The following is a 20,002-nucleotide window of genomic DNA, read 5'->3' as shown; positions in this document are numbered from 1 at the left end:
TCCGGGAGCCGCTACGACACGTCGATCTCGGCCGTCGCCGTGGCGGTGTTCCCCGCGGCGTCGGTCAGGGTGAACTCCACGATCCACCGGCCCGCCTCGCCGAGGTTCGCCTCGCCCGCGAGGATGCCGGTGCGCAGCTCGATGAGCCGCAGCTCCTGCGGCTCCTCGCCTTCGAGCCCGTAGACCGCCTCCCATTCGACGGCCGCGAAGGCGGCGCCTTCGAGGTCGTCGGCGAGGATGCGGACGCTGTTCGCGCCCGGGCGGCCCGGTTCGAGCACGACCTGCGCGGTGTACACGTCCGTCGTCACGAGCGTCGCCGTCTCCGTGGAGGCCGCCGCGGAGGTCTCGGCCTCCAGCAGCGCGGTCTTCGCGGGCACGGCCTGCACGAGCACCGCGACGGCGCCGAGGACGACGGCGAGGAACACGGTCTCGACCCCGGCCATCACCCGCAGGCGCCGCGGACCCTCGGCCCGGCCCACGAGCGCGCGGCGCGTGAACACGCCGATGGCGACGACCGCGATGAGGATCCCGGACTTGAGGAGCACGAGGCGCCCGTACTGCGTCTGCGTCAGGGCCTCGACCGAGTCGATGTGGAGCAGCGACGACGCGATCCCGGCGACGATGAGGTTCGCGAGGAGCCACGGCACCAGCGCGATCCACACCTCCGCGGTGCGGTCGGGGATCTCGGTGTCCTTGCGCAGGGCCAGGACCAGCAGCGCGAACACGCCGCCGCCCCAGGCCAGCGCGGTCACGAGGTGGACCCAGTCGGCGATGAACGCGACCACGACCGGGTCGGAGGCCATCGGGTGCCCGGCGAGCGGCCAAGTGGCGCCGAGCGCGAGCCCGACCCCGGCGAGTCCGGCGGCGACCGCGCGCTGCGGGGCCTCCGCGTCGTCCGTGCTCGTGACGGCCGTGCTCGTGACGACCGCGCGCATGAGCGGCAGCGCCAGGAGCACCAGCAGGAGCCGCAGGAGCGCGGCGAGGCCGATGTTGGACTGCATGACCGACTGGAGCCCGGCCGCGTCGAGGTCGGAGACGCCGGTGCCGGTCTCGTACGCGGCCTGGAGCGGGAGGCCGAGGACGGCGGTCATCGCGACCACGGCGAGGCCGAGGGCGACGAGCCGGGCGACGGCCTCGCGGGGGCGGGCGCCGGCGATCAGGAGGACGCCCGCGCCGAGCGCGAGTGCCAAGGCGGCGTAGCCGAACCAGCGGTTGCCGTACAGGAGCGCCTGCACGAACGGGTCGGTGCCGGCGGCGGTGAGCGCCTCGGCGCTCGGGGCCTCGGTCTCGGTGGCGACCGAGTAGGTGAAGGTGCCGGAGACGGGGTGGCCGTCGTCGGAGACGACGCGGTATCCGACCAGGTAGGTGCCTTCGAGGTCGGCGTCGACAGTGATGGTGATCTGCGTGCCGTCGTCGCTGCGGACCACGTCGGTGTCGGCTCGGTCACCATCGGGAGCCACGACGCCGGTGCCCGCGTCTACGGGGGTGACTGGTTCGTTGAACTCGACGACGACTTCGCTCGGGGCCGCGTCCAGGACCGCCCCGGATCCGGGGGTGGTCTCGGTGGCGGCCGCGTGCGCCGATGCCGCCGACGCCCACAGCACTCCGACGAGGGCCGCCGCGAGCGACGACCAGGCGAGGCGGGCGGCGAGCCGCCGGCCGGGGGCCGCGCCGCGGCGGGCGCGGGGGCTCCGGGCGGAGGGGCGGCGTCGGGTGCTCAGGCGGTACGGCATCGCCGCTGAGCGTACTCGAATCCGCTTCGTGAATCGAGTGTTGGACCTGAGAAAGGCTGAGCGAGGCACATGGGCTCATCAGAGCGGAAGACCGAGCGCAGGAAGGCCGCCGAGGCCCTGCGCAAGCAGCAGGCGGCCGAGGCCCGCCGCCGCAAGACCCTCCTGTGGGTGTCCGTCGGCGCCGCGGTGGTGCTCATCGGCGGGCTCCTGGGGTGGGGCATCTGGTACAACAGCCAGGGCGACGACTACGAGGTGAACGAGCCGACCGCGGCCGTCACCGACTCGTTCGGGGTCCAGGTCGGCGACGGGCCGGTCCAGGTCGACCTGTTCATCGACTACATGTGCCCCGCGTGCAACCAGTTCGAGTCCGCGTACGCCGCGCAGCTCCAGTCCTGGATCGACGACGGCTCGGTCACGGTGAACTACCACCCGATCACGATCCTCGACCGGCTCTCCTCGGGCACCCAGTACTCGACGCGCGCGGCCGCGGCCGCGGTGTGCGCCGCCGACGCCGGGGAGCAGCAGTTCCTCGACTACACGCTGGCGCTCTACGAGAACCAGCCCGCCGAGAACTCCACGGGCCTGACCGACCAGGAGCTCATCGCGATCGGCACCGACGACGTCGGCCTCGACGCGGCCTGGCAGTCCTGCGTGGAGGACGGGACCTACAAGGGCTGGGTCCAGGACGGCACCGCGTGGGCGACCGGTGACGGCGGCGTCTCCGGCACCCCGACCGCGAAGATCGACGGCACGACGGTCGAGGACAACTCCCAGTTCGCCGACCTGGTGCAGGCCGCGATCGACGCCGCCTGACCGACGCATGTGAAGGGGCGCAGCCGGTTCCGGCTGCGCCCCTTCGCGGTGTGCCCCGGTCAGCGCCGCAGCGCCGCCAGGGCGGTCTCCAGGGAGAAGCCGAAGGGCAGTTCGAGCCGGTGCCGGGCCAGGAGGTCGGCGTCGGCCAGGACCTCGGCCACGGGGGCGTCGGCGGCGACGCGCCCGGCGTCGAGGATCACGGCCCGCTCGCAGAGCTGGAGCGCGTACGGCAGGTCGTGGGTCACCAGCAGGAGCGTCGGCGCGGTCCGGTGGAGGATCGCGGCGAGGTCGCGGCGGCTCGCGGGGTCGAGGTTCGCCGAGGGCTCGTCGCACACGACGATGTCGGGCCGCATGGCGAGGACCCCGGCGAGCGCGGCGCGGCGCTGCTGGCCGACCGAGAGGTGGTGCGGGGGGCGGTCGGCGAGGTCGGCGAGGTCGACGTCCCGGAGGGCGGCGGCGACGCGTTCGGCGAGCTCGGGCCCGCGCAGGCCGAGGTTCGCGGGGCCGAAGCCGACGTCGTCGGCGACCGTGGGCATGAACAGCTGGTCGTCGGGGCTCTGGAAGACGATGCCGACCCGGCGGCGGACCTCGGTGAGCGTCTTCTTCCCGACCTTGGTGCCGCCCACGCGGACCTCGCCGGCGGTGGCGGTGAGGAGCCCGGCGAGGTGGAGCATGAGCGTGGTCTTGCCCGCGCCGTTGGGGCCGAGGATCGCGACGCGCTCGCCCTCCTCGACGTGCAGGTCGACGCCGTCCAGGGCCCGGTGGCCGTCGGGGTAGGCGTGCTCGAGGCCGCGGATGTCCAGGGCGCTCACAGGGTCGCCGCCGTCCATGCGGCGAGGGCCGCGGCGGCGAGGGGGACCGCCATGGCGGTGGACCACTGGCGGGCGCTGGCGGGGGCGGGGCCGACTTCGAGCGGGAGGCGCCCGGTGTAGCCGCGGGCGGCCATGGCCTGCCAGACGCGTTCGCCGCGTTCGAAGGAGCGGATGAAGACGGTGCCGAGGCTGCGGGCGAGGGCGCCGGCCTGCCACAGGAACCTGGGGTCGTCGCAGCGGGCGAGGCGCGCGAGGCGCATCTGGGTGACCTCGGCGACGGTGAGGTGGGCGTAGCGGATCGCGAACGCGGTGATCTGGAGCAGGATCTCGGGGCAGCGCAGGCGCGAGAGCCCGGCGAGGACCCCGGCGACGGGCGTGGTCGCGGCGAGGAGCAGCGCGGCCCACACGCCGAGGGTGGCCTTGGCGAGGAGGTTCCAGCCGGCCCACAGGCCCGGTTCGGACACGGTGAGGACGCCGATGTGGACGGCGGGGCCTTCGACCATGAACGGGAACGCGAGCGCGAGGACCAGGAACGGGGACTCGACGAGGCTGCGGGTGACGACCCAGCCCGCGGGGACGCGGGCGAGCGCGAACAGGCCCGCGAGGATCGCGGCGTGGATCCCGAAGGCCCACACGGCCTCCCGCGGGGTGGCGGCGATGGCGCAGGTGAAGGCGACGAGGCCGACGATCTTCACCTGCGGGCGGAGCCGGTGGAGCGGGGAGTCCCCGGGACGGTGGAGGCCGTCGACGGGGTTCACCGGCGGTCCTTCGGGCGCCGGTTCGCGGGCGCGGCGGCGGTGCGCCGCAGCGCGGTGTCCGGGTGCGCCTCCCTGCCGGCGCTCACGCCTGCACGTCGTTCGCGGGTTCGGCGGGCTTCCTCCCGAGGGCGAGGAGCTTGAACAGGCCGGTCGCGACGGCGAGGGTGAGCAGGACGCCGAGGATCCCGGCGAGGGAGGCGCCGAGGACCTCGTTGTCGAGGAAGGCGATGCCGTAGTCGGCGAAGGCGCCGCCGATCTCGTGCTCGCCCGCGGCCTGGAGGACGCAGGTGCCGCCGGTGATCTCGCCGTCGGCGGTGTCGCATCCGGTGAGGAGCACCGATTCGAGGCCGTCGGGGGAGGCGGAGGCGAACAGGGACACGAAGCCGGCGAGGACGAGTGTGACGATCGTGCCGGTGATCAGGAGCTTCTTCATGCGGCGTCCTTCGAGGGCAGGGTGGCGGCCGGGCGGGCGAGCGGGGTGCCGCGCAGGGCGTGGACGAGGTCGGGGCGGGCGACGGCGACCGCGGTGACGGCCCCGGCGGTGATGACGGCCTCGCCGATGCCGACGAGCACGTGGGTGCCGAGGATCGCCACGGCCATCGCGCCGAGTGACTGGCCGACCTCTTCGCCGCCGAGCCAGAACTGGAGCACGAACCCGGCGGAGGCGGCGACGACGCTGACGATCGCGGCGGCGAAGACGGCGGCGCCGAGGCCCCAGCGGGTGCGCGGGAGGACCTTGAGCGCCAGGGCGAGCACGCCGTAGGCGGTGAAGGTGGCGATGAGGGCCATGTTGACGACGTTCAGGCCCAGGGCGGTGACGGCGCCGTCGGCGAACAGGAGCGCCTGGATCGCGATGACGACGGTGACGCACAGGGCCCCGAGCCAGGGCCCGAGGAGCGCGGCGGCGAGCGCGCCGCCGAGGAGGTGCCCGGAGACGCCGGCGGCGATGGGGAAGTTGAGCATCTGGGCGGCGAAGATGAACGCGGTCGCGAGGCCGGCGAGCGGGACGAGCCGCTCGTCGAGGCCGCGGCGGGCGGCGACGGTGCACCATCCGACGGCGAGCACGGCGATCAGGGCGAACCCCAGCGACGTGGGGCCGTCGATGACGTCGGTCGGGATGTGCAGCGCGAGGTCTTCCACGGGCGGCGCGCCTTCCTGTATGTGTCCGGGGGGAGTTTTCGAGGTGTCCGGGGAGTTCGGCGGCCGCCCTGCCGGATGCAGGGCGCCCACGCTGGAATCAACAACCCACGTCGGGCTATTGCAATTATTTTGCAATAGCTGGGCGGTGGTCGTCAACCGCAACGGCGCATATTGGGACGGGCCGGCGGGGCGGGTCGGCGCGGACAGGGAGCGTCGAGCGTGCTCCCAGGGGATTGTCAGGGACGGAAGGTAGGGTTGCGACCTGTGAACGTACGACTTCAGGCCGGTGACTCGGCACCGGATTTCACGCTCGCCACGGACACCGGCGACACGATGACCTTGTCGAGCCTCCAGGGCCGCAAGGTGATCCTCTACGCGTACCCGCGGGCGATGACCCCCGGCTGCACGAAGGAGGCATGCGACTTCCGCGACAGCCTCGCGAGTCTCCAGGCCGCGGGGTACGCGGTGCTGGGGGTCTCCCCCGACGAGCCGGAGGAGCTCGCGAAGTTCGTCGAGCGCGACGGCCTGACCTTCCCCCTGCTGTCCGACCCCGAGCACAAGGTGCTCGAGGAGTACGGCGCGTGGGGCGAGAAGAAGAACTACGGCCGGACCATCACGGGCGTCATCCGCTCCACCTTCGTCATCGACGAGCAGGGGGACATCGAGGCGGCGCAGTACAACGTGAAGGCCACCGGCCACGTCGCGCGCTTGAAGAAGCAGCTCGGACTCGAGGAGTAGCCGGTCGCGGCCGCACGGCCGCGACGCGCCGCCCGCAGGGCGGGTGGGTGGGGTAGTGGTACTACCATCCCTACCCCCCACCCTCCCGGGGAAGCATAAGGTGCCATCCTCCCGCCGGGGTCCGACAGAAACCGGCCCCGCGAGCCGCCGTGTCACCCGAAGGTGTGCACGCAAGAATGCGGGAACGTGTGAACGCAGCGCGGACGGGCCGGTCCCTCGGGACCGGCCGTCGTCGTGCGTGCCCGGCCGTCCGGCCGTACCGGTGCAGTCCCGGCGGCGGTCGGGATGCCGAGCGCCCGGGCGTCGACCGCGCCCGTGCGACCACGCTCGCTGGCGGTCGTCTCACCTGATGCGGCGGTCCCGCCGGACGAGAGCGCGAGGACGCGGCGGCGTGATCTCGGCATGTGGGGATCACATGCGGCGATCCTCGACCGGATCTCAAAGACGACTGAGCACCCTCGGACCCTCGGCGCCGTCGAGCGCACCGCCGGCAGGACCGCCGGCAGCACCGCCGCCAGCACTGTCGAGTTCGGCGAGGCGCCGCACGGCGTCCTCGCTCCCCTGCCGGAGCACCCGCTCGCGGGCCCTGCGGTAGGTGTCGAGCAGTGCGGCCTGCTCCTCCAGCGGCAGCATTCCGGACCGCTGCACCGCCAGCGCCAGCGCCGCCACCCGGGCCACCTCATCGACTGCACTCATCCTCCGAACCTCCGCGATCCAGTGGGCCGCAAGGCGAATAGCAGGTGAACGGCAGTCCACGCGGCGGCCTCAATCGGCGCCGAGGGCGCGGCCGATGGTGCAGGCGGCGTCGGGGAAGGCGCCGGGGTTGGGGCCGGAGTAGTTGAGGCGCAGGTACGCGCCGGTGGGTTCGGCGGGGAACCACTCGTCGCCGGGGACGACGAGCACGCCGGCGTCCTCGCAGGCGCGGGCGAGCGCGAGGAGGTCGGTGGCGTCGGGCAGGCGCACCCAGAGGTTCAGGCCCCCTTGGGGAACGGCTTCGAGGTGGGCGCGCGAGGCGTGCTCGGCGAGGCCGGCGACCATGAGGTCGCGGCGGGCCGCGAGCTGGTGCCGGAGTCCTTTGAGGTGGGTGCGCCAGCCGGGCTGGGTGACGACGTCGACCGCGACGGCCTGGAGGAGGCCGCTGACGTACATGGACTCGGCCTGGGCGTCGGCGAGGATCCGGTCGCGGGCGGGCCCGCGGGCGACGACGGCGGCGACCCGGACGGCGGTGGACACGCTCTTGGTGAGGGACCTGACGTAGACGACGTGCCCGCTGTCGTCGCGGGCGGCGACGGGCCGGACCTCGGCGGTGATCCCGAACTCGTGGGCCCAGTCGTCCTCGATGAGGAACGCGCCGTGGGCCCGCACCACGTCGAGGATGCGGTCGGTGAGGCCGGGGGTCCACTGCACGCCGGTGGGGTTGGCGAAGTTCGGCTGGGCGTAGAACGCGCGGGCGCCGGTGCGCGCGAACGCATCGGCGAGCACGTCGGGGTCGGGTCCGTTGGGGCCGATGGGGATCGGGACGAGGTCGACGTGCTCTCGCGCGGCGGCGACGATCGCGCCCCAGAACGTGGGCGACTCGACCAGGAGCGGGCGGCCGGGGCCGACGAGGACCCGGAACAGGGAGCTGAGCCCGGTCTGGCTGCCGGGGACGATGAGCACGTCGCTCGGGGTCGGCGGCGCGACCCCGGCGGGGGCGTCCTCGCCGAGTTCGGCGGCGAACCAGTGCTGGAGTTCGGGCAGGCCCGCGGCGGGCGGACGGCTCATGACGGCGTCGCCGCGCGCGGCCCGCGTGAACGCGGCGCGGACCAGGCGTTCGGGGAGCAGTTCCCGGTCGGGGTAGCCGGAGTGGAGCGCGATGACGTCGTTCGGGGCGGTCTTGAGCGCGGTGGGCAGGCGCGGGACGCGCGCGGGCGGGGCGCCGAGCGCGGCCGTCTGCCACCGGTAGTCGCTGGGCCGGGCGGTGCGCACGGCCCGCACGAACGTGCCGACGCCGGGGCGGCGCTCCAGGAGCCCTTCGGTGTCGAGGGCCAGGAGCGCCTTCTGCACGGTCACCGGGCTCGCGGCGAACTCGGCGACGAGCGCGCGGGTGGACGGCAGCCGGGTCCCGGGGGCCGCCGCCGCGATGCGTTCGCGGAGGGCCTGAATGATCCGCGCACTGCTATCGTTGAACATGAGAGACAACAGTAGCGCTACCGCGCTGGCGACGCCTCCGCTATCGCGCACGCGCGCGGGCCTGTGGTGGGGCCTGCTCGGCGTGGCGGCGTTCTCGCTCACCCTGCCGTTCACCCGGATCGCCGTCGACGGCATGTCCCCCTTGTTCATCGGCGCGGGCCGCGCGGTGATCGCCGCGGTCCTCGCGGCCGGGGCCCTGGCGTTCACGCGGCAGCGGTTTCCGACCCGGGCCCAGTGGCGTCGGCTCGTGCTCGTCGCGGCCGGGGTCGTCGCGGGTTTCGGGCTGCTCACGTCGTTCGCGCTGGAGCACACCTCGGCGAGCCACGGCGCGGTCGTGATCGCGCTCCTGCCCGCCGCGACCGCCGCGGTCACGGTGCTGCGCACCCGCGAGCACCCGCCGCCGCGCTTCTGGCTCGCCGCCGGCGCGGGCGCGGTCGCCGCGGTCGTGTTCGCGGCCTTGGGGAACGGGGGCCTCGGGGGCCTCGGCTGGCCCGACCTGCTGCTGTTCGCGGCGGTCGCCGCGGCCGCGGTCGGCTACACCGAGGGCGGCCTGCTCGCACGTGAACTCGGTGCGTGGCAGACGATCTCGTGGGCGCTGGTCCTCGGCGCGCCGGTGATGACGGCCGCGACCGCGTTCGCGCTCGCCGCCGGGCCCTTGCACGCCACGCCGGTCCAGTGGGGCGCGTTCGCGTACCTCGCGGCGGTGAGCATGTTCCTGGGCTTCTTCGCCTGGTACCGCGGGCTCGCGCTCGGGCCCATGGCCCAGGTGTCGCAGGTCCAGCTCGTCCAGCCGGTCATGACGATCGCCTGGTCGGCGCTCCTGCTCGGCGAGCCGCTCGGCCTCCCCACGGTCCTCGGCGGCCTCGCCGTCGTCGGCTGCGCCGCCCTCGCCGTCAGGTCTCGCCTGCCGCAATGAGAACGGCCCCCGCCGGAGCGGGGGCCGCCGGACCACTGGGGCCTAGTCGTTCTCGAGCGCGTGCCAGACCGGCTCGGTGTCGAAGTCGGCCACGAAGTTCGTGATCTCCTTCGTGGACGGGAGCTCGCCGCCCTCGCCCTCGCCCCACCAGGTCCAGCCGACCGAGCCGTCGGGGAAGAACGCCGCGGCCTCGACGTAGGTCCCGTCGGTGGTGTACGCGACGACGGTGCCGTCCTTGAGCGTCTTCTCCTTGCACTTGGTGTCGCTCTCGCGGCAGTGGAGGAGGTAGTGCCCGTCGAACTCGCCGCCGTCCGAGACGTCCTGGATCCCGGGGGTGATCCCGCCGGGCAGGTAGATCGCGGTCTCGAAGCCCTCGCCGGTCCCATCGACGGAGAAGTCGGCGCGGAACTTGCGGTGCACGGGCGTCTCGTTCACGCCGTCGATGTAGTAGTTCTGGAGCCGGATCGACTCCAGGCCGGACGTGAACGTCCGGTCCTCGAAGTGCTCCGCGAGCAGGTCCTCGGTGTCGGCCTGCGCCTGGGCGGTGAACTCGTCCCGGACGAAGTCCCACTGCTCGGAGTACTCCCAGCCCTCCTCGGGGATCTCGGTCCCCTGCGCGGCGGCGGCGGTCGCGGGGAGGAGCACGGCGGCTGCGGCGGCCGCGGCCAGGGCGGTGCGCGTAGCGGTCTTGAAAGCGGACATGAAGATCACCTTTCGGGAGAACCGTTCACTTGCCCTCTTTATAGTTGCTTACCGCTCAAAGGTAAACGAACTTGTGCAATACATCCTTTTTCCGGCGTCGATGCAACCGAACCGGCCACAGTGGCGTCACCCTCCATACGCGCGACAGGCCCCGGCGGGTTGCCCGCCGGGGCCTGTCGTCTCGTCGAGTGCGCAAGGGGGGACTTGAACCCCCACGTCCGAGGACACAGGAACCTAAATCCTGCGCGTCTGCCAGTTCCGCCACTTGCGCGAAGCGCCGCGCGGCGGACGGGGAACGCGGGGCCGCCGCCTGCGCGGGCCGGCGCGCGAGCGGCCGGACGGGACCGGCCGGGCAGCGTGCCGACGCTCTCATTTGAGCAGCAACTAGTGTGTCACACGCCTGTACGCTGCCGTAGGCTGGTCAGGATGACTCGACCTGACAAGCGCGCGGCCGACGAGCTGCGCCCCGTGAAGTTCACCCGCTCCTGGACCGACCACCCGGAAGGGTCGGTCCTCGTCGAATTCGGCCGCACCCGCGTGCTCTGCACCGCGACGGTGACCCCGGGCGTCCCCCGCTGGCGCCGCGGCTCGGGCGAGGGGTGGGTGACCGCCGAGTACTCGATGCTCCCGCGCTCGACCCACTCGCGGTCCGACCGCGAGTCGATCCGCGGCAAGATCGGCGGCCGGACCCATGAGATCTCCCGCCTGATCGGCCGGTCGCTGCGCGCCTGCGTCGACTTCAAGGCCCTGGGCGAGAACACGATCACCCTCGACTGCGACGTCCTCCAGGCCGACGGCGGCACCCGCACCGCGTCGATCACCGGCGCCTACGTGGCCCTGCACGACGCCGTCGACTGGCTCAAGGAGCAGAAGATCGCCCGCAAGCCCGACAAGATCCTCACCACCTCGGTGTCGGCGATCAGCGTCGGGGTCGTCAACGGCGTGCCGGTCCTCGACCTCCCCTACGAGGAGGACGTCGCCGCCTCGGTCGACATGAACGTGGTCTGCACCGGCGAGGGCGACTTCGTCGAGGTCCAGGGCACCGGCGAGGAGGCGGTCTTCAACCGCACCGAGCTCGACCAGCTCCTGGACCTGGCCCTCAAGGGCTGCAAGGAACTCGCCGGCCTCCAGGCCCGGACCCTCCTCAGCCCGTGAAGGTGCTCCTGGCGACCCGCAACGCGGGCAAGGTGGACGAGCTGCGCGAGATCCTGGCCGCGGCGGCCCCGCACGTCGAGCTCGTCGGCCTCGGCGCCGTCGACGAGTACCCCGACACCCCCGAGACCGAGCTGACCTTCGCGGGCAACGCCCTGCTCAAGGCCCGCGACGGCGTCGCGCACACCGGCCTGGCGACCATCGCCGACGACTCCGGCCTGGCCGTGGACGCCCTCAACGGCATGCCCGGCGTGCTCTCGGCCCGCTGGGCGGGGACGAAGAAGGACGACGCGGCGAACAACGCGCTGCTGCTCGACCAGCTCACCGACGTCCCCGACGGCCTGCGCGCGGCGCGGTTCGTGTGCGCCGCGGCGATCGTGTGGCCCGACGGGCGCGAGCTCGTCGTCCACGGCGAGATGCCCGGCCGCGTGATCCGCGAGCCGCGGGGCACCGGCGGGTTCGGCTACGACTCGCTGTTCGTCCCCGACGGCGCCGAGCTCACCAGCGCCGAGATGACGGCGGCCCAGAAGAACGCGATCTCCCACCGCGGCAAGGCGTTCCGGGAGCTCGCGACCAAGATCTGAAGGACGGCAAGGGAAGAGGCGGCCTTCGGGCCGCCTCTTGCTACGTCCGGGCCTTGAGGAGCTCCAGGGCCTTGTCGGCGTGCGCGCGCATGTTCAGCTCGCTCTTGACGACCCCGACCACCTCGCGGCCGGCGCCGATGATGAACGTCTTGCGCTTGGTCGGGACGATCGCGATCCTGCGCCGCACCCCGAAGTCCTCGGCGATCCGGCCGTCGGCGTCGGACAGCAGCGGGTAGCCCAGCGAGTGCTTCTGCGAGAACTCGGCCTGGCGCTCGACCGCGTCGGTGGAGATGCCGACCGGGGTCGCGCCCAGGGCGCCGAACTCGGCGGCGAGGTCGCGGAAGTGGCAGGCTTCGGCGGTGCAGCCCGCCGACATGGCGAGCGGGTAGAAGAACAGCACGACCGGGCCGTCGGCGACGAGGTCGTCGAGACTGCGCGGCTCCCCCGTCTCGTCGGGGAGGGTGAATGCCGGGGCGGTGTCTCCGATGTCCATGACGCCCAGTCTATCCACGGGGCGTCCCGTATCCGCCGGTCCGACCGGCCGCCGAGGGGGCCGTTTGCGCTCCGACCCCTGATATAGATACACTCCAATATAGCAATTCGCGTCAGCAGCAGTCCACAAGATCGCGCGCGGGCTCGCAGGGCCTGGTTGGGAGCGCTCCAGAACCGGCATAGGGAGTTACTCCATGTCCACCACCGCCACGGCGGTACTCGGCGGCAGACGCCGCCGCATCGCCCTCGTCATGTCGATGGTCCTGGCCGCAGTGGCGGCGATGACCATATCGACCCTGTTCACCAAGTCCGACGCGGAGGCCCACGGCGCCACCGTGTTCCCGGGCTCCCGCCAGTACCTGTGCTACTTCGACGCGGTCAGCGCCAACGGCGCGCTCGACCCCTACAACGAGGCGTGCCAGTCGGCGCTCGACCAGGGCGGGGCCACCCCGTTCTACAACTGGTTCGGCAACCTCGACTCCAACGGCGCGGGCAAGACCGTCGGGTACATCCCCGACGGCCAGATCTGCGACGGCGGCGGCCGCGGCCCGTACGACTTCTCCGCGTTCAACGACCCGGGCAACTGGCCCCGGACCCACGTGACCGCCGGCGACACCGTCCAGTGGCGCTACAACAACTGGGCCCACCACCCCGGCAAGTTCGACCTGTACATCACCAAGAACGGGTGGGACCCGAGCCAGCCGATCGCCTGGGACGACCTCGAGAAGTTCCAGACCTTCACCAACCCGGCCTCCAACGGCGGGCCCGGCAGCAACGACCACTACTACTACGCGAACCTGACACTGCCGCAGAAGTCCGGTTACCACGTGGTCTTCACCCACTGGGTGCGCTCGGACTCGAACGAGAACTTCTACGCCTGCTCCGACGTCGTCTTCGACGGCGGCGACGGCGAGGTCTCGGGCATCCGCCCGGGCGCCGACCTGCCGGGCAACGACGGCGGCGTCGTCGACCCGCCGACCGACCCGACCACCACGCCGGGCGGCGGCGACCCCACGGGCAACCCGACCGGGGCCTGCTCCGCGACGGCCACGGTCTCGTCCTGGAACGGCGGCGCGACGGTGAACATCACGGTGAGGAACAACGGCACCTCGCCGGTGAGCGACTGGATGATCCACTGGCTGTGGGCCCCGAACTCGGGGGTCGTGGTCAGGGACTACTGGAGCTCGACGATATCCACGATGGGCGACATGCAAATGGCCGGACCGGCCGCCTGGAACGGCACCATCAACGCCAACGGATCGGTGAGCTTCGGCTTCAACGTCACCGGCTCGCTGACGACCATGCCGGCCATGGAGTGCATGCCGGGATGACAACCGGGTGATCGCCAGGAGGCCCCGGCACGGCCGAAACCTGAATGATCATCGAAGAATCACCGCTTCCGCTCCTCCCCCCGCGAACCCGCTGGAATACTCAGGTCAGCAGGTCTTCCGGGGGGAGGAGCCATGTCAGCAGCCGCAGCGGCACCCATGAGAGCCGCGTCCGAGCCCATGACCGCGTCCACACGTGCGGGCGCCGTCATCCAGCACTACATCTCCAGCCAGGTCGACGCGCTCAACCGCGCGATCGCCGCCACCGAACGGCACGCGCCCGGCTCCGCCGCGCAGGTCCGCGCCGTCATCCACCGCCTCCGCACCGCGATCCGCGGCTACGAGCACCTGTTCACCGAGACGCCGCACGGCGGCCCGCAGCTCGACCAGCTCCTGGCCGCCCTCAAGCACACCGAGGACCTCGAACGCCTCCGCGTCCACTTCGCCGACCGCTTCGACCAGCTCGGCCTCACGGTCGCCGAGTACCCGAAGTGGTACGGCGCGCTCGACGAGGAGGTCCGCGAGTCCTACCGGCAGATCGAGCGGGTCCACTCCCAGGCGTGGGTCGCGGCCCTGCTCGGGCAGGTCCGGATGTTCGCCGAGCACGCGCGGTTCACCCGCGACGGCGACAAGCCCGCGTCCTCGCTCATGGGGGTCCTCTCCAGGTCGAAGGCCCACCTGCTCGACACGTACGCGAAGACGAGCCACACCACGGACCTCGTGGCCGCCCGGGACCAGACCCGCATCGCGGCGCGGGAGACGCACCTCCTCGCCGAGGCCGCCGAGCCCGCGCTCGGGCGCGCCGCCGACGAGGTCATCGCGCCCGTGTCCGATCTGGGCCACCTGCTGGTCCAGTACCGGCAGTCGGTGGTCGCCCGCAACTGGCTCCTGCGCCTGCCAGGTTCCGACCGCGCCGACCGGCTCACCGCGAGCCTCGCCGACCTGGAGAAGGAGCACCTGCGCCAGCTCGGCGAGCAGATCGACGCCGCCACCGCGGACATGTCCGAACGCTGGCAGTAGCACCGCACGCGAACGGCGGGCGCCCGATGGGCGCCCGCCGTTCCTGTCGTGTTCTTACTGCCCCCGCAGCACCGACGCGAGGTTGTCGAGGCCGATCGGACCCAGGTTCAGGGCCGCGGTGTGCCACGCCTTGAGGTCGAAGCCGGCGCCGCCGGCGGCCTTCGCCTCGTCGCGGGCGCCGATCCAGGCCCGCTCGCCGAGCTTGTAGCAGATCGCCTGGGCCGGCCAGCCCGCATAGCGGACGATCTCGGGGTGGGCGCGGTGCTCGGCGATGCGGCCGCGGCTGGTGAGCACGTCGAGCGCGACGTCGAAGTCCCACTGCCCGCCGTGGCGCTTCGCCTCGGCGGCCGGCAGCGGCAGGCCCAGGTGCCAGCCGACGTCGATGACGACGCGGGCCGCGCGCAGGGCCGAGCCCTTGAGCATGCCCAGGCGGGTGCCCGGCTCGGTGAACCAGCCGAGGTCGTCGGAGAGCCGCTCGGCGTACAGGGCCCAGCCCTCGGCGTGGCCCGAGACCGAGCCGAAGACCTTCGCGAAGCGCGAGATGCCGTCCCCGGCGACCTTCGACTGCCCGATCTGGAGGTGGTGGCCGGGCACGCCCTCGTGGAAGACCGTGGTCAGCTCGGCCCAGGTGCGGAACCGCTCGCGGTCGGCCACGGGCCACCAGGTGCGGCCCGGGCGCGACAGGTCCTCGCTGGGGCCGGTGTAGTACGCCGACCCGGCCGAGGAGCCGTGCACGAGTTGGACGTCGAGGTTCATCAGCTCGGGGGCGATGTCGAAGTGGACGCCGTTCAGCGCCTCGAGCGCGCCGCGGTGCTTCGCCTGGAGCCACGCGAGGTACTCCTCGGCGGTGTCCACCGCGACCGTCGCGTCGAGGTGCGCGATGACCTCGCTCAGCCCGGCGCCGGGGAGGATGCGCTCGGCCTCGGCCTCCATCTCGTCCTCGATGCGGTGCAGCTCGTCCCACGCCCACGCGTAGGCGTCGTGCGGGTCGAGGACCGCGCCGAGCGTGGACCGGGCGGCGAGCAGGTACCGCTCCTCGCCGACCCCGTCCTCGGCGACGGCGTGCGGCGCGTAGGTCCGCTCCAGGTAGTCGGCGGCGGCGGCGAACGCGGCGTACGCGGCCTCGGCCGCCTCGCGGAGCTCGTTCGCGAGCGCGCCGTCGCCGTACGCCTTGAGGTGCTTGTCGAACACGCGGGACTCGGCGTTGCGGCGGGCCTGCTTCGCGCCCTCGACGGCCTGGCGGACGGCCACCGTCTCGCCGGCCTCGATGCCCGCGTTCATGGTCTGGCGCCAGGTCGCGAGCATCTCGGGGATCGCGCGCATGCGCGCGGCGTTGAGGCGCCAGTCGGTCTCGGTCTCGCGGGGCGCGAGGTCGATGTACCCGACGAGGGTCTGGAGCAGGCCGTAGGGGACGCGGAGGGCGCGGCGCCACTCGCCGGCGTCGTGGCGGTCGACGAAGACCTGGAGGCGCTCGGCCATGTGGAGCCGGGCGAGGTCGTCGGCGGGGCCGGTCGAGTCGAGGGCGTTCAGGCGCGCGAGGGTGTCGCGGTACAGCTTCGCGCGCTGGGCCTCGGCGTCGGGGCCGAAGTCGGTGGCGACGCCGAAGTCGCCCTTGATGCCGACGGCGCCGGCGAACATGGGGTCGAGCTGCGCGTACGAGGTGATGTACTCGTCGGCGAGAGCGAAGATCGGTGAGGTCATGCCCGCTAGCTTACCGCGCGGCTAGGAAACGTTTGTTTCAAGATCCGCGGTCACCGTGACCTGGTCGAGACCGCCACGGCGCCCACGAGCGCCGACAGCAGCAGCAGCGACAGGACCTCGAACGGGAGCACCCACTCGCTGAACACCGCCTCCCCCATGGCGGCCGCGTCCCCCGCGCCGCGCGCCTCGGTCCTCGTCCACCCGAACGCCCCGGTCATCACCGCCGCGAGCGCGAGCCCGACCCCGCCGGCCACGACCGCCCCGGGCCAGCGCGCCCGGTCCAGGTCGTCCGACGGGTCGGTGGGCGCCTTGGTGAGCATGGTCGCGAACAGCAGCAGCACCACGATCGCGCCGACGTAGACGAGGACGAGGACCCACGCCAGGAACTCGGCGGCGAGCACGAGCGCGGCCCCGGCGATCCCGGCGAACGCGACCGCGAGCCACAGTCCCGCGCGCACGATCCGGTCGGTGGTGACCACGGCGAGCGCGGCGCCGAGGGCGAGGAGCCCGAACGCCGCCAGGAGCGCGTCGGCGAGGGTCACTCCCGCTCCTCGGACGGCGGGGCCTCCGCGGGGAGCGCGGCGGGCGGCACGTGGTCCAGCCACTCCCCCAGGTGCTCCTTGTCGTGGAGGAGGTCGCGGATGTCGCCTTCGGCGTACGCGAAGTCGGGGGCCCAGAAGAGGGCGTCGAAGGGGCACACGTCGACGCAGATCCCGCAGTACATGCACAGGGAGAAGTCGATGTCGAAGCGGTCGAGGACGTTCACCTGGCGGGGCCGGGCCGCGCCCTCCGCTTCGACCGTCTCCTTGTGGGAGTCGATGTAGATGCACCAGTCGGGGCACTCGCGGGCGCAGAGCATGCAGGAGGTGCAGTTGCCCTCGTGGAGGGCGATGACGCCGCGGGTGCGTTCGGGCAGTTCGGGTTCGTGCTCGGGGTACTGGCGGGTGACGGCGCGGCGCGTGGCGGTGCGCGCGGTCGCGGCGAGACCGCTGACCAGACCGCTCCCGGGAAGCCTCATGTCCTCATCGTGGCAGACGGGGCCCCGGTTTTCCAGACCCGGCGAGCGTCCCGGGCCTGTCGCTGTCCGATTCCCGACTCCCGCGGGCCCCACCCGTTTTCCGATGAAAACCCCTGCCCCACTGGTGGCAGCCGTTACCGTGAGCACTTGACACGTCACATCGAACCGGGTCGGTCCCGGTGACGATCGGGAGGAACCGTGCCCATGCGAATGACGCAGCCCATTCGGGGGATGCTCGCGGCGATCGCGCTCAGCGCCGCGGTGGTGCTGTCCAGCGCCGCCCCGGCGAGCGCGGCGATCACCGTCACGCTCTCGCCGACGACGGGCACTCAGGGGACGCTCGTGGGCGTCCTCGCCTCGAACTGCAACCAGGACGCCACCGGCGATGTGGAGGGCACGAACGTCAGCTTCAAGCTGCCGAAGAACAACAACAACGCGACGGGGACGTTCACCGTCACCGACGCGATGAAGCCGGGGACCTACACGATCGCGATCACGTGCGGTTCGGACACGGCCTCGGCAAAGTTCACGGTGACCTCGGGGACGGCCCCGGCGACCGGCGGCGGCTCGACCGCCTCGGACGCGGCGTCGATCGCCCTGTGGTCGGGCGCGGGCATCGTGGCCGCCGCGGCCGCGGGCATGTGGCTCCTCAAGCGCCGCAGCGGCGTCACGGCAGCCTAGATGGACCGACCAGGGCCTCCCGAGGCCGATGAGAAACCAATCCACCGGCCGGAACCCGCGTTCCGGCCGGTGGCCGCTGTCGTGCTCTCGATGCTCCTCGCCGGCGGGCTCGGCCTGATGATCGGCAGCGTCACCCCGGTGCCGTCCCTGCGCTGGCCGGAGTTCCACAGTCCCTTCGACGACGACCCGTTCCTGGTGGCCGACCCTGCGGGCGGCGACTGGCTCGACCGCTCGGCGCCCACCCGGGTCGACATCGAACGCCTCGACGTCCACGCCCCGCTCACCGCGCTCGGCCTCGACTACCAGGGGAACTTCGAGGTCCCGAGGATGTGGCGCCCGCACGAGGCGGGCTGGTTCGAGCCGGGCCCGACCCCGGGCGAGTTCGGCCCCACGGTGCTCATGGGCCATGTGGACACCGACCGGAGCGGCCCGGCGGTGTTCTACGGCGTGAAGCGCCTGGAGGAGGGCGACGAGATCGAGCTGACGCGCGAGGACGGCGTAGTCGTGGTCTACGAGGTGACCGGCGTCGAGTCCTTCTCCAAGAAACGCCTCCCCTACGAGGACGTCTTCGGCGTCGAGCCCCGTCCCGTCCTGCGCCTCATCACCTGCGGCGGCGAGTTCGACCGCAAGGCCGGCGACTACACCGAGAACGTCGTCGTCTTCGCCGAGTACGCGAGCCACCACCAGGCCACCGACAAGGAACTCGACCGCCCCCTGAACGGCCGGGACGCCTTCAAGGACCGCGACTAGCGGGCGATCGCCCGCGACCGGGCCTCGATGCTCGGACTCAACCGATCACCGTCCCATACGGGCCGCCACACCGTCGGCCCGGCGGCGGGCTCGGTGAAGTGCGCGACCAGAGTGGGTTCGCGCTCGAACCCCTCGTCGTAGCGGATCCGGTGGAGCGCGAGGTCGCCGACCGATCGCTCGACCAGGAACCGGACCTTGGCGCGCATCCCGATGTCGACGGTGAACTCCCCCAGGTAGAGCCAGGGGAACTCGAACATCTCCGCACGGAGGGTGCCGCCGTCAGGGGTCGGCCGAAGGTCAGGTGGCGCTTCGCTGGGGGCTATGGCCAGAAGATCCATGAGAGTCAACCTCTCGTGAGGTAGGCGGCTACCGACTTCCCTCAAGGGAGCTACCGGCAGACCGTCGCCTGAGATGCCTATGCCGTTGTGCGAGTTGGCAATTGACCTTCAACCAGTCCTCATACCCCCGACTGGACCGCCTGTGAGCAGCGGTCGCGCTCGACCTGTTGCGAAGTCGTCGCCGTTTCGTGACCTTAAGCATACATGCAAGTCAATACATATGCAACTTGCATGAGACTCGATTGAGTGACTGGTTTTTGCCTAAACGCGGTCTGCATGAAATACTCAGCCCATGTACGAGCTGCGCAGCCCTACAGTCAAGCGCCGCCGCATCGCCAAGGAGCTCACCCACCTCCGCGAGCAGGCCGGCCTGACCCGTACTGCCGCCGCGAAAGCCCTCGACATGACCCCGGGCAACCTGAGCCGCATCGAGAACCGGGAGATCACCGCACGGCCGGTGGTGGTCCGTGCCGCGCTCGCCCTCTATGGAGTGACCGGTGAGGAGGCCGAAACCCTCGTCGAACTCGCCCGAGGCGCGACCGAGCGGGGATGGTGGCAGAAGTTCGGCCGGATCATCCCCGACTGGTTCGGGTTCTATGTCGGACTCGAAGAGGAGGCGACCTCGATCGAGACCTACGAGTCAGAGGTCGTGCCCGGCCTTTTCCAGACCGAGGACTACGCCCGGGTGCTCTTCCGACTCACGACGCACGAACCGGAAATCGATCAGAAGGTCGATGCCCGGATGCAGCGGCAGAAGATCCTCACCCGCGAAAACCCCGTTCACATTTCCGCAATCCTCAATGAGGCGGTACTTCTACGCCCGGTAGGCTCGTCCTCGCAGTTCCGCTCGCAACTCGAGCACTTGATCGAACTGACCGCATTGCCCAATATCTCCATACGAGTCCTTCCGTTCAACGCGGGCGGTCACCCCGCAATGACAGGACCGTTCATGCTGCTGCGGTTTCCCGACGCCGTCGACGGCCCGGTCGTCTACCTGGACAACTACACGCAGGGCCAGGTACTCGAAGAGTCCTCCGAGGTCGCGGCCTACCATGAGGCTCACATGCGTCTCACAAATCTCTCTCTGTCACAGGAAGAGTCCCGCAATCGAGTCAGGGAAGCTGTGACTAGGATCTAGGGATCCTATTCCCGAT

The 20,002-nt window shown here is 71.8% G+C and carries 22 protein-coding genes, 1 tRNA gene and 1 pseudogene; 10 read left to right on the top strand and 14 right to left on the bottom strand.

The window, feature by feature from the left end; genetic code table 11:
• Positions 1-11 precede the first annotated feature (11 nt).
• On the bottom strand, positions 12-1,733 hold the full coding sequence (locus BLS99_RS17510; RefSeq protein WP_091052558.1) for a copper resistance CopC/CopD family protein: 1,722 nt from the start codon (positions 1,731-1,733) through the stop codon (positions 12-14).
• A 69-nt stretch (positions 1,734-1,802) separates the two neighbouring features.
• Here BLS99_RS17510 and BLS99_RS17505 point away from each other — a divergent pair, with 69 nt between their 5' ends.
• Positions 1,803-2,546: a DsbA family protein gene (locus BLS99_RS17505; protein ID WP_091052556.1), complete on the top strand. Its 744-nt coding sequence runs from the start codon at positions 1,803-1,805 to the stop codon at positions 2,544-2,546.
• Between the two features lie 59 nt (positions 2,547-2,605).
• Here BLS99_RS17505 and BLS99_RS17500 read toward each other — a convergent pair whose 3' ends face one another.
• From BLS99_RS17500 to BLS99_RS17485, 4 genes are all read right to left on the bottom strand, one after another.
• Positions 2,606-3,376, bottom strand: coding sequence for an energy-coupling factor ABC transporter ATP-binding protein (locus BLS99_RS17500; RefSeq protein WP_091052553.1), 771 nt, complete (start codon positions 3,374-3,376; stop codon positions 2,606-2,608).
• Positions 3,355-4,116: a cobalt ECF transporter T component CbiQ gene (cbiQ, locus tag BLS99_RS17495; RefSeq protein WP_091052551.1), complete on the bottom strand. Its 762-nt coding sequence runs from the start codon at positions 4,114-4,116 to the stop codon at positions 3,355-3,357. The genes BLS99_RS17500 and cbiQ overlap by 22 nt, the downstream gene beginning before the upstream one ends.
• Before the next feature lie 82 nt (positions 4,117-4,198).
• On the bottom strand, positions 4,199-4,549 hold the full coding sequence (locus tag BLS99_RS17490; protein WP_091052549.1) for a PDGLE domain-containing protein: 351 nt from the start codon (positions 4,547-4,549) through the stop codon (positions 4,199-4,201).
• Positions 4,546-5,256 carry an energy-coupling factor ABC transporter permease gene (locus BLS99_RS17485; protein ID WP_091052546.1) on the bottom strand — a complete coding sequence of 237 codons (711 nt, stop codon included), beginning with the start codon at positions 5,254-5,256 and terminating at the stop codon, positions 4,546-4,548. Before BLS99_RS17485 ends, BLS99_RS17490 begins: the two co-directional genes overlap by 4 nt.
• Positions 5,257-5,520: 264 nt before the next feature.
• Here BLS99_RS17485 and bcp point away from each other — a divergent pair, with 264 nt between their 5' ends.
• Positions 5,521-5,994, top strand: coding sequence for a thioredoxin-dependent thiol peroxidase (gene bcp, locus BLS99_RS17480; protein ID WP_091052543.1), 474 nt, complete (start codon positions 5,521-5,523; stop codon positions 5,992-5,994).
• A gap of 438 nt (positions 5,995-6,432) precedes the next feature.
• Here bcp and BLS99_RS17475 read toward each other — a convergent pair whose 3' ends face one another.
• Together BLS99_RS17475 and BLS99_RS17470 are read right to left on the bottom strand one after the other, a co-directional pair.
• Positions 6,433-6,690 (bottom strand): hypothetical protein, encoded by a 258-nt coding sequence (locus BLS99_RS17475; protein WP_091052541.1) that lies wholly within the window; start codon positions 6,688-6,690, stop codon positions 6,433-6,435.
• A gap of 69 nt (positions 6,691-6,759) precedes the next feature.
• Positions 6,760-8,166 carry an aminotransferase-like domain-containing protein gene (locus BLS99_RS17470; protein ID WP_091052538.1) on the bottom strand — a complete coding sequence of 469 codons (1,407 nt, stop codon included), beginning with the start codon at positions 8,164-8,166 and terminating at the stop codon, positions 6,760-6,762.
• On the opposite strand from BLS99_RS17470, the gene BLS99_RS17465 reads away from it, so the two are divergent.
• Entirely contained in the window at positions 8,165-9,082 is a 918-nt protein-coding gene (locus BLS99_RS17465; protein ID WP_091052536.1) for a DMT family transporter, read from the top strand. The two genes, BLS99_RS17470 and BLS99_RS17465, sit on opposite strands and share 2 nt — an antisense overlap.
• Before the next feature lie 42 nt (positions 9,083-9,124).
• On the opposite strand, the gene BLS99_RS17460 is transcribed toward BLS99_RS17465, so the two are convergent.
• On the bottom strand, positions 9,125-9,784 hold the full coding sequence (locus BLS99_RS17460) for a hypothetical protein (protein ID WP_143034849.1): 660 nt from the start codon (positions 9,782-9,784) through the stop codon (positions 9,125-9,127).
• Between the two features lie 189 nt (positions 9,785-9,973).
• Positions 9,974-10,055, bottom strand: a tRNA-Leu gene (locus BLS99_RS17455).
• A 155-nt stretch (positions 10,056-10,210) separates the two neighbouring features.
• Between BLS99_RS17455 and rph the strand changes: the two genes are divergently transcribed.
• Both rph and rdgB read left to right on the top strand, forming a co-directional pair.
• On the top strand, positions 10,211-10,939 hold the full coding sequence (gene rph / locus BLS99_RS17450) for a ribonuclease PH (RefSeq protein ID WP_091052532.1): 729 nt from the start codon (positions 10,211-10,213) through the stop codon (positions 10,937-10,939).
• Positions 10,936-11,520, top strand: coding sequence for an RdgB/HAM1 family non-canonical purine NTP pyrophosphatase (rdgB, locus tag BLS99_RS17445; RefSeq protein WP_091052530.1), 585 nt, complete (start codon positions 10,936-10,938; stop codon positions 11,518-11,520). The genes rph and rdgB overlap by 4 nt, the downstream gene beginning before the upstream one ends.
• A gap of 40 nt (positions 11,521-11,560) precedes the next feature.
• On the opposite strand, the gene BLS99_RS17440 is transcribed toward rdgB, so the two are convergent.
• Entirely contained in the window at positions 11,561-12,013 is a 453-nt protein-coding gene (locus BLS99_RS17440; protein WP_091052527.1) for a peroxiredoxin, read from the bottom strand.
• A gap of 193 nt (positions 12,014-12,206) precedes the next feature.
• Between BLS99_RS17440 and BLS99_RS17435 the strand changes: the two genes are divergently transcribed.
• Entirely contained in the window at positions 12,207-13,343 is a 1,137-nt protein-coding gene (locus BLS99_RS17435) for a lytic polysaccharide monooxygenase auxiliary activity family 9 protein (protein ID WP_091052525.1), read from the top strand.
• 132 nt (positions 13,344-13,475) lie between these two features.
• Complete coding sequence (locus BLS99_RS17430; protein ID WP_091052523.1) at positions 13,476-14,360, top strand: CHAD domain-containing protein; 885 nt, start codon at positions 13,476-13,478, stop codon at positions 14,358-14,360.
• Positions 14,361-14,414: 54 nt separating this feature from the next.
• Here the strand turns inward: BLS99_RS17430 and BLS99_RS17425 are convergent, their stop codons facing one another.
• The 3 genes and pseudogenes from BLS99_RS17425 to BLS99_RS17415 form a co-directional block, all read right to left on the bottom strand.
• On the bottom strand, positions 14,415-16,061 hold the full coding sequence (locus BLS99_RS17425; protein ID WP_091052520.1) for a DUF885 domain-containing protein: 1,647 nt from the start codon (positions 16,059-16,061) through the stop codon (positions 14,415-14,417).
• A 50-nt stretch (positions 16,062-16,111) separates the two neighbouring features.
• Complete coding sequence (locus BLS99_RS17420) at positions 16,112-16,603, bottom strand: NADH-quinone oxidoreductase subunit J family protein (protein WP_091052518.1); 492 nt, start codon at positions 16,601-16,603, stop codon at positions 16,112-16,114.
• Positions 16,509-17,079 (bottom strand): annotated as a pseudogene (locus tag BLS99_RS17415) (4Fe-4S binding protein); the annotation flags it as partial. The gene BLS99_RS17420 and the pseudogene BLS99_RS17415, both read right to left, overlap by 95 nt.
• Before the next feature lie 204 nt (positions 17,080-17,283).
• On the opposite strand from BLS99_RS17415, the gene BLS99_RS17410 reads away from it, so the two are divergent.
• The gene (locus BLS99_RS17410) at positions 17,284-17,760 is read left to right on the top strand and encodes a hypothetical protein (protein ID WP_143034848.1); all 477 of its coding nucleotides are present in this window, start codon (positions 17,284-17,286) and stop codon (positions 17,758-17,760) included.
• 69 nt (positions 17,761-17,829) lie between these two features.
• Entirely contained in the window at positions 17,830-18,510 is a 681-nt protein-coding gene (locus BLS99_RS17405) for a class F sortase (RefSeq protein ID WP_176953407.1), read from the top strand.
• Here the strand turns inward: BLS99_RS17405 and BLS99_RS17400 are convergent.
• Positions 18,507-18,767 carry a hypothetical protein gene (locus BLS99_RS17400; RefSeq protein ID WP_091052510.1) on the bottom strand — a complete coding sequence of 87 codons (261 nt, stop codon included), beginning with the start codon at positions 18,765-18,767 and terminating at the stop codon, positions 18,507-18,509. The two genes, BLS99_RS17405 and BLS99_RS17400, sit on opposite strands and share 4 nt — an antisense overlap.
• Positions 18,768-19,140: 373 nt before the next feature.
• Between BLS99_RS17400 and BLS99_RS17395 the strand changes: the two genes are divergently transcribed.
• Entirely contained in the window at positions 19,141-19,986 is an 846-nt protein-coding gene (locus tag BLS99_RS17395; RefSeq protein ID WP_091052508.1) for a helix-turn-helix domain-containing protein, read from the top strand.
• Positions 19,987-20,002 lie beyond the last annotated feature (16 nt).

This window comes from Glycomyces sambucus (assembly GCF_900102815.1).
Lineage (GTDB): Bacteria > Actinomycetota > Actinomycetes > Mycobacteriales > Micromonosporaceae > Glycomyces > Glycomyces sambucus.
This window is presented reverse-complemented; position numbering and strand designations above follow the sequence as displayed.

Bases quoted from the DNA above. Each gene is read 5' to 3' on its own strand.
- BLS99_RS17470 (WP_091052538.1), bottom strand. From the start codon at position 8,166: ATGTTCAACGATAGCAGTGCGCGGATCATTCAGGCCCTCCGCGAACGC.
- BLS99_RS17410 (WP_143034848.1), top strand. From the start codon at position 17,284: ATGCGAATGACGCAGCCCATTCGGGGGATGCTCGCGGCGATCGCGCTC.
- BLS99_RS17435 (WP_091052525.1), top strand. From the start codon at position 12,207: ATGTCCACCACCGCCACGGCGGTACTCGGCGGCAGACGCCGCCGCATC.
- BLS99_RS17395 (WP_091052508.1), top strand. From the start codon at position 19,141: ATGTACGAGCTGCGCAGCCCTACAGTCAAGCGCCGCCGCATCGCCAAG.
- BLS99_RS17430 (WP_091052523.1), top strand. From the start codon at position 13,476: ATGTCAGCAGCCGCAGCGGCACCCATGAGAGCCGCGTCCGAGCCCATG.
- BLS99_RS17490 (WP_091052549.1), bottom strand. From the start codon at position 4,549: ATGAAGAAGCTCCTGATCACCGGCACGATCGTCACACTCGTCCTCGCC.
- BLS99_RS17465 (WP_091052536.1), top strand. From the start codon at position 8,165: ATGAGAGACAACAGTAGCGCTACCGCGCTGGCGACGCCTCCGCTATCG.
- rph (WP_091052532.1), top strand. From the start codon at position 10,211: ATGACTCGACCTGACAAGCGCGCGGCCGACGAGCTGCGCCCCGTGAAG.
- BLS99_RS17460 (WP_143034849.1), bottom strand. From the start codon at position 9,784: ATGTCCGCTTTCAAGACCGCTACGCGCACCGCCCTGGCCGCGGCCGCC.
- BLS99_RS17400 (WP_091052510.1), bottom strand. From the start codon at position 18,767: ATGTTCGAGTTCCCCTGGCTCTACCTGGGGGAGTTCACCGTCGACATC.
- BLS99_RS17440 (WP_091052527.1), bottom strand. From the start codon at position 12,013: ATGGACATCGGAGACACCGCCCCGGCATTCACCCTCCCCGACGAGACG.
- BLS99_RS17510 (WP_091052558.1), bottom strand. From the start codon at position 1,733: ATGCCGTACCGCCTGAGCACCCGACGCCGCCCCTCCGCCCGGAGCCCC.
- BLS99_RS17475 (WP_091052541.1), bottom strand. From the start codon at position 6,690: ATGAGTGCAGTCGATGAGGTGGCCCGGGTGGCGGCGCTGGCGCTGGCG.
- BLS99_RS17500 (WP_091052553.1), bottom strand. From the start codon at position 3,376: ATGGACGGCGGCGACCCTGTGAGCGCCCTGGACATCCGCGGCCTCGAG.
- BLS99_RS17505 (WP_091052556.1), top strand. From the start codon at position 1,803: ATGGGCTCATCAGAGCGGAAGACCGAGCGCAGGAAGGCCGCCGAGGCC.
- BLS99_RS17425 (WP_091052520.1), bottom strand. From the start codon at position 16,061: ATGACCTCACCGATCTTCGCTCTCGCCGACGAGTACATCACCTCGTAC.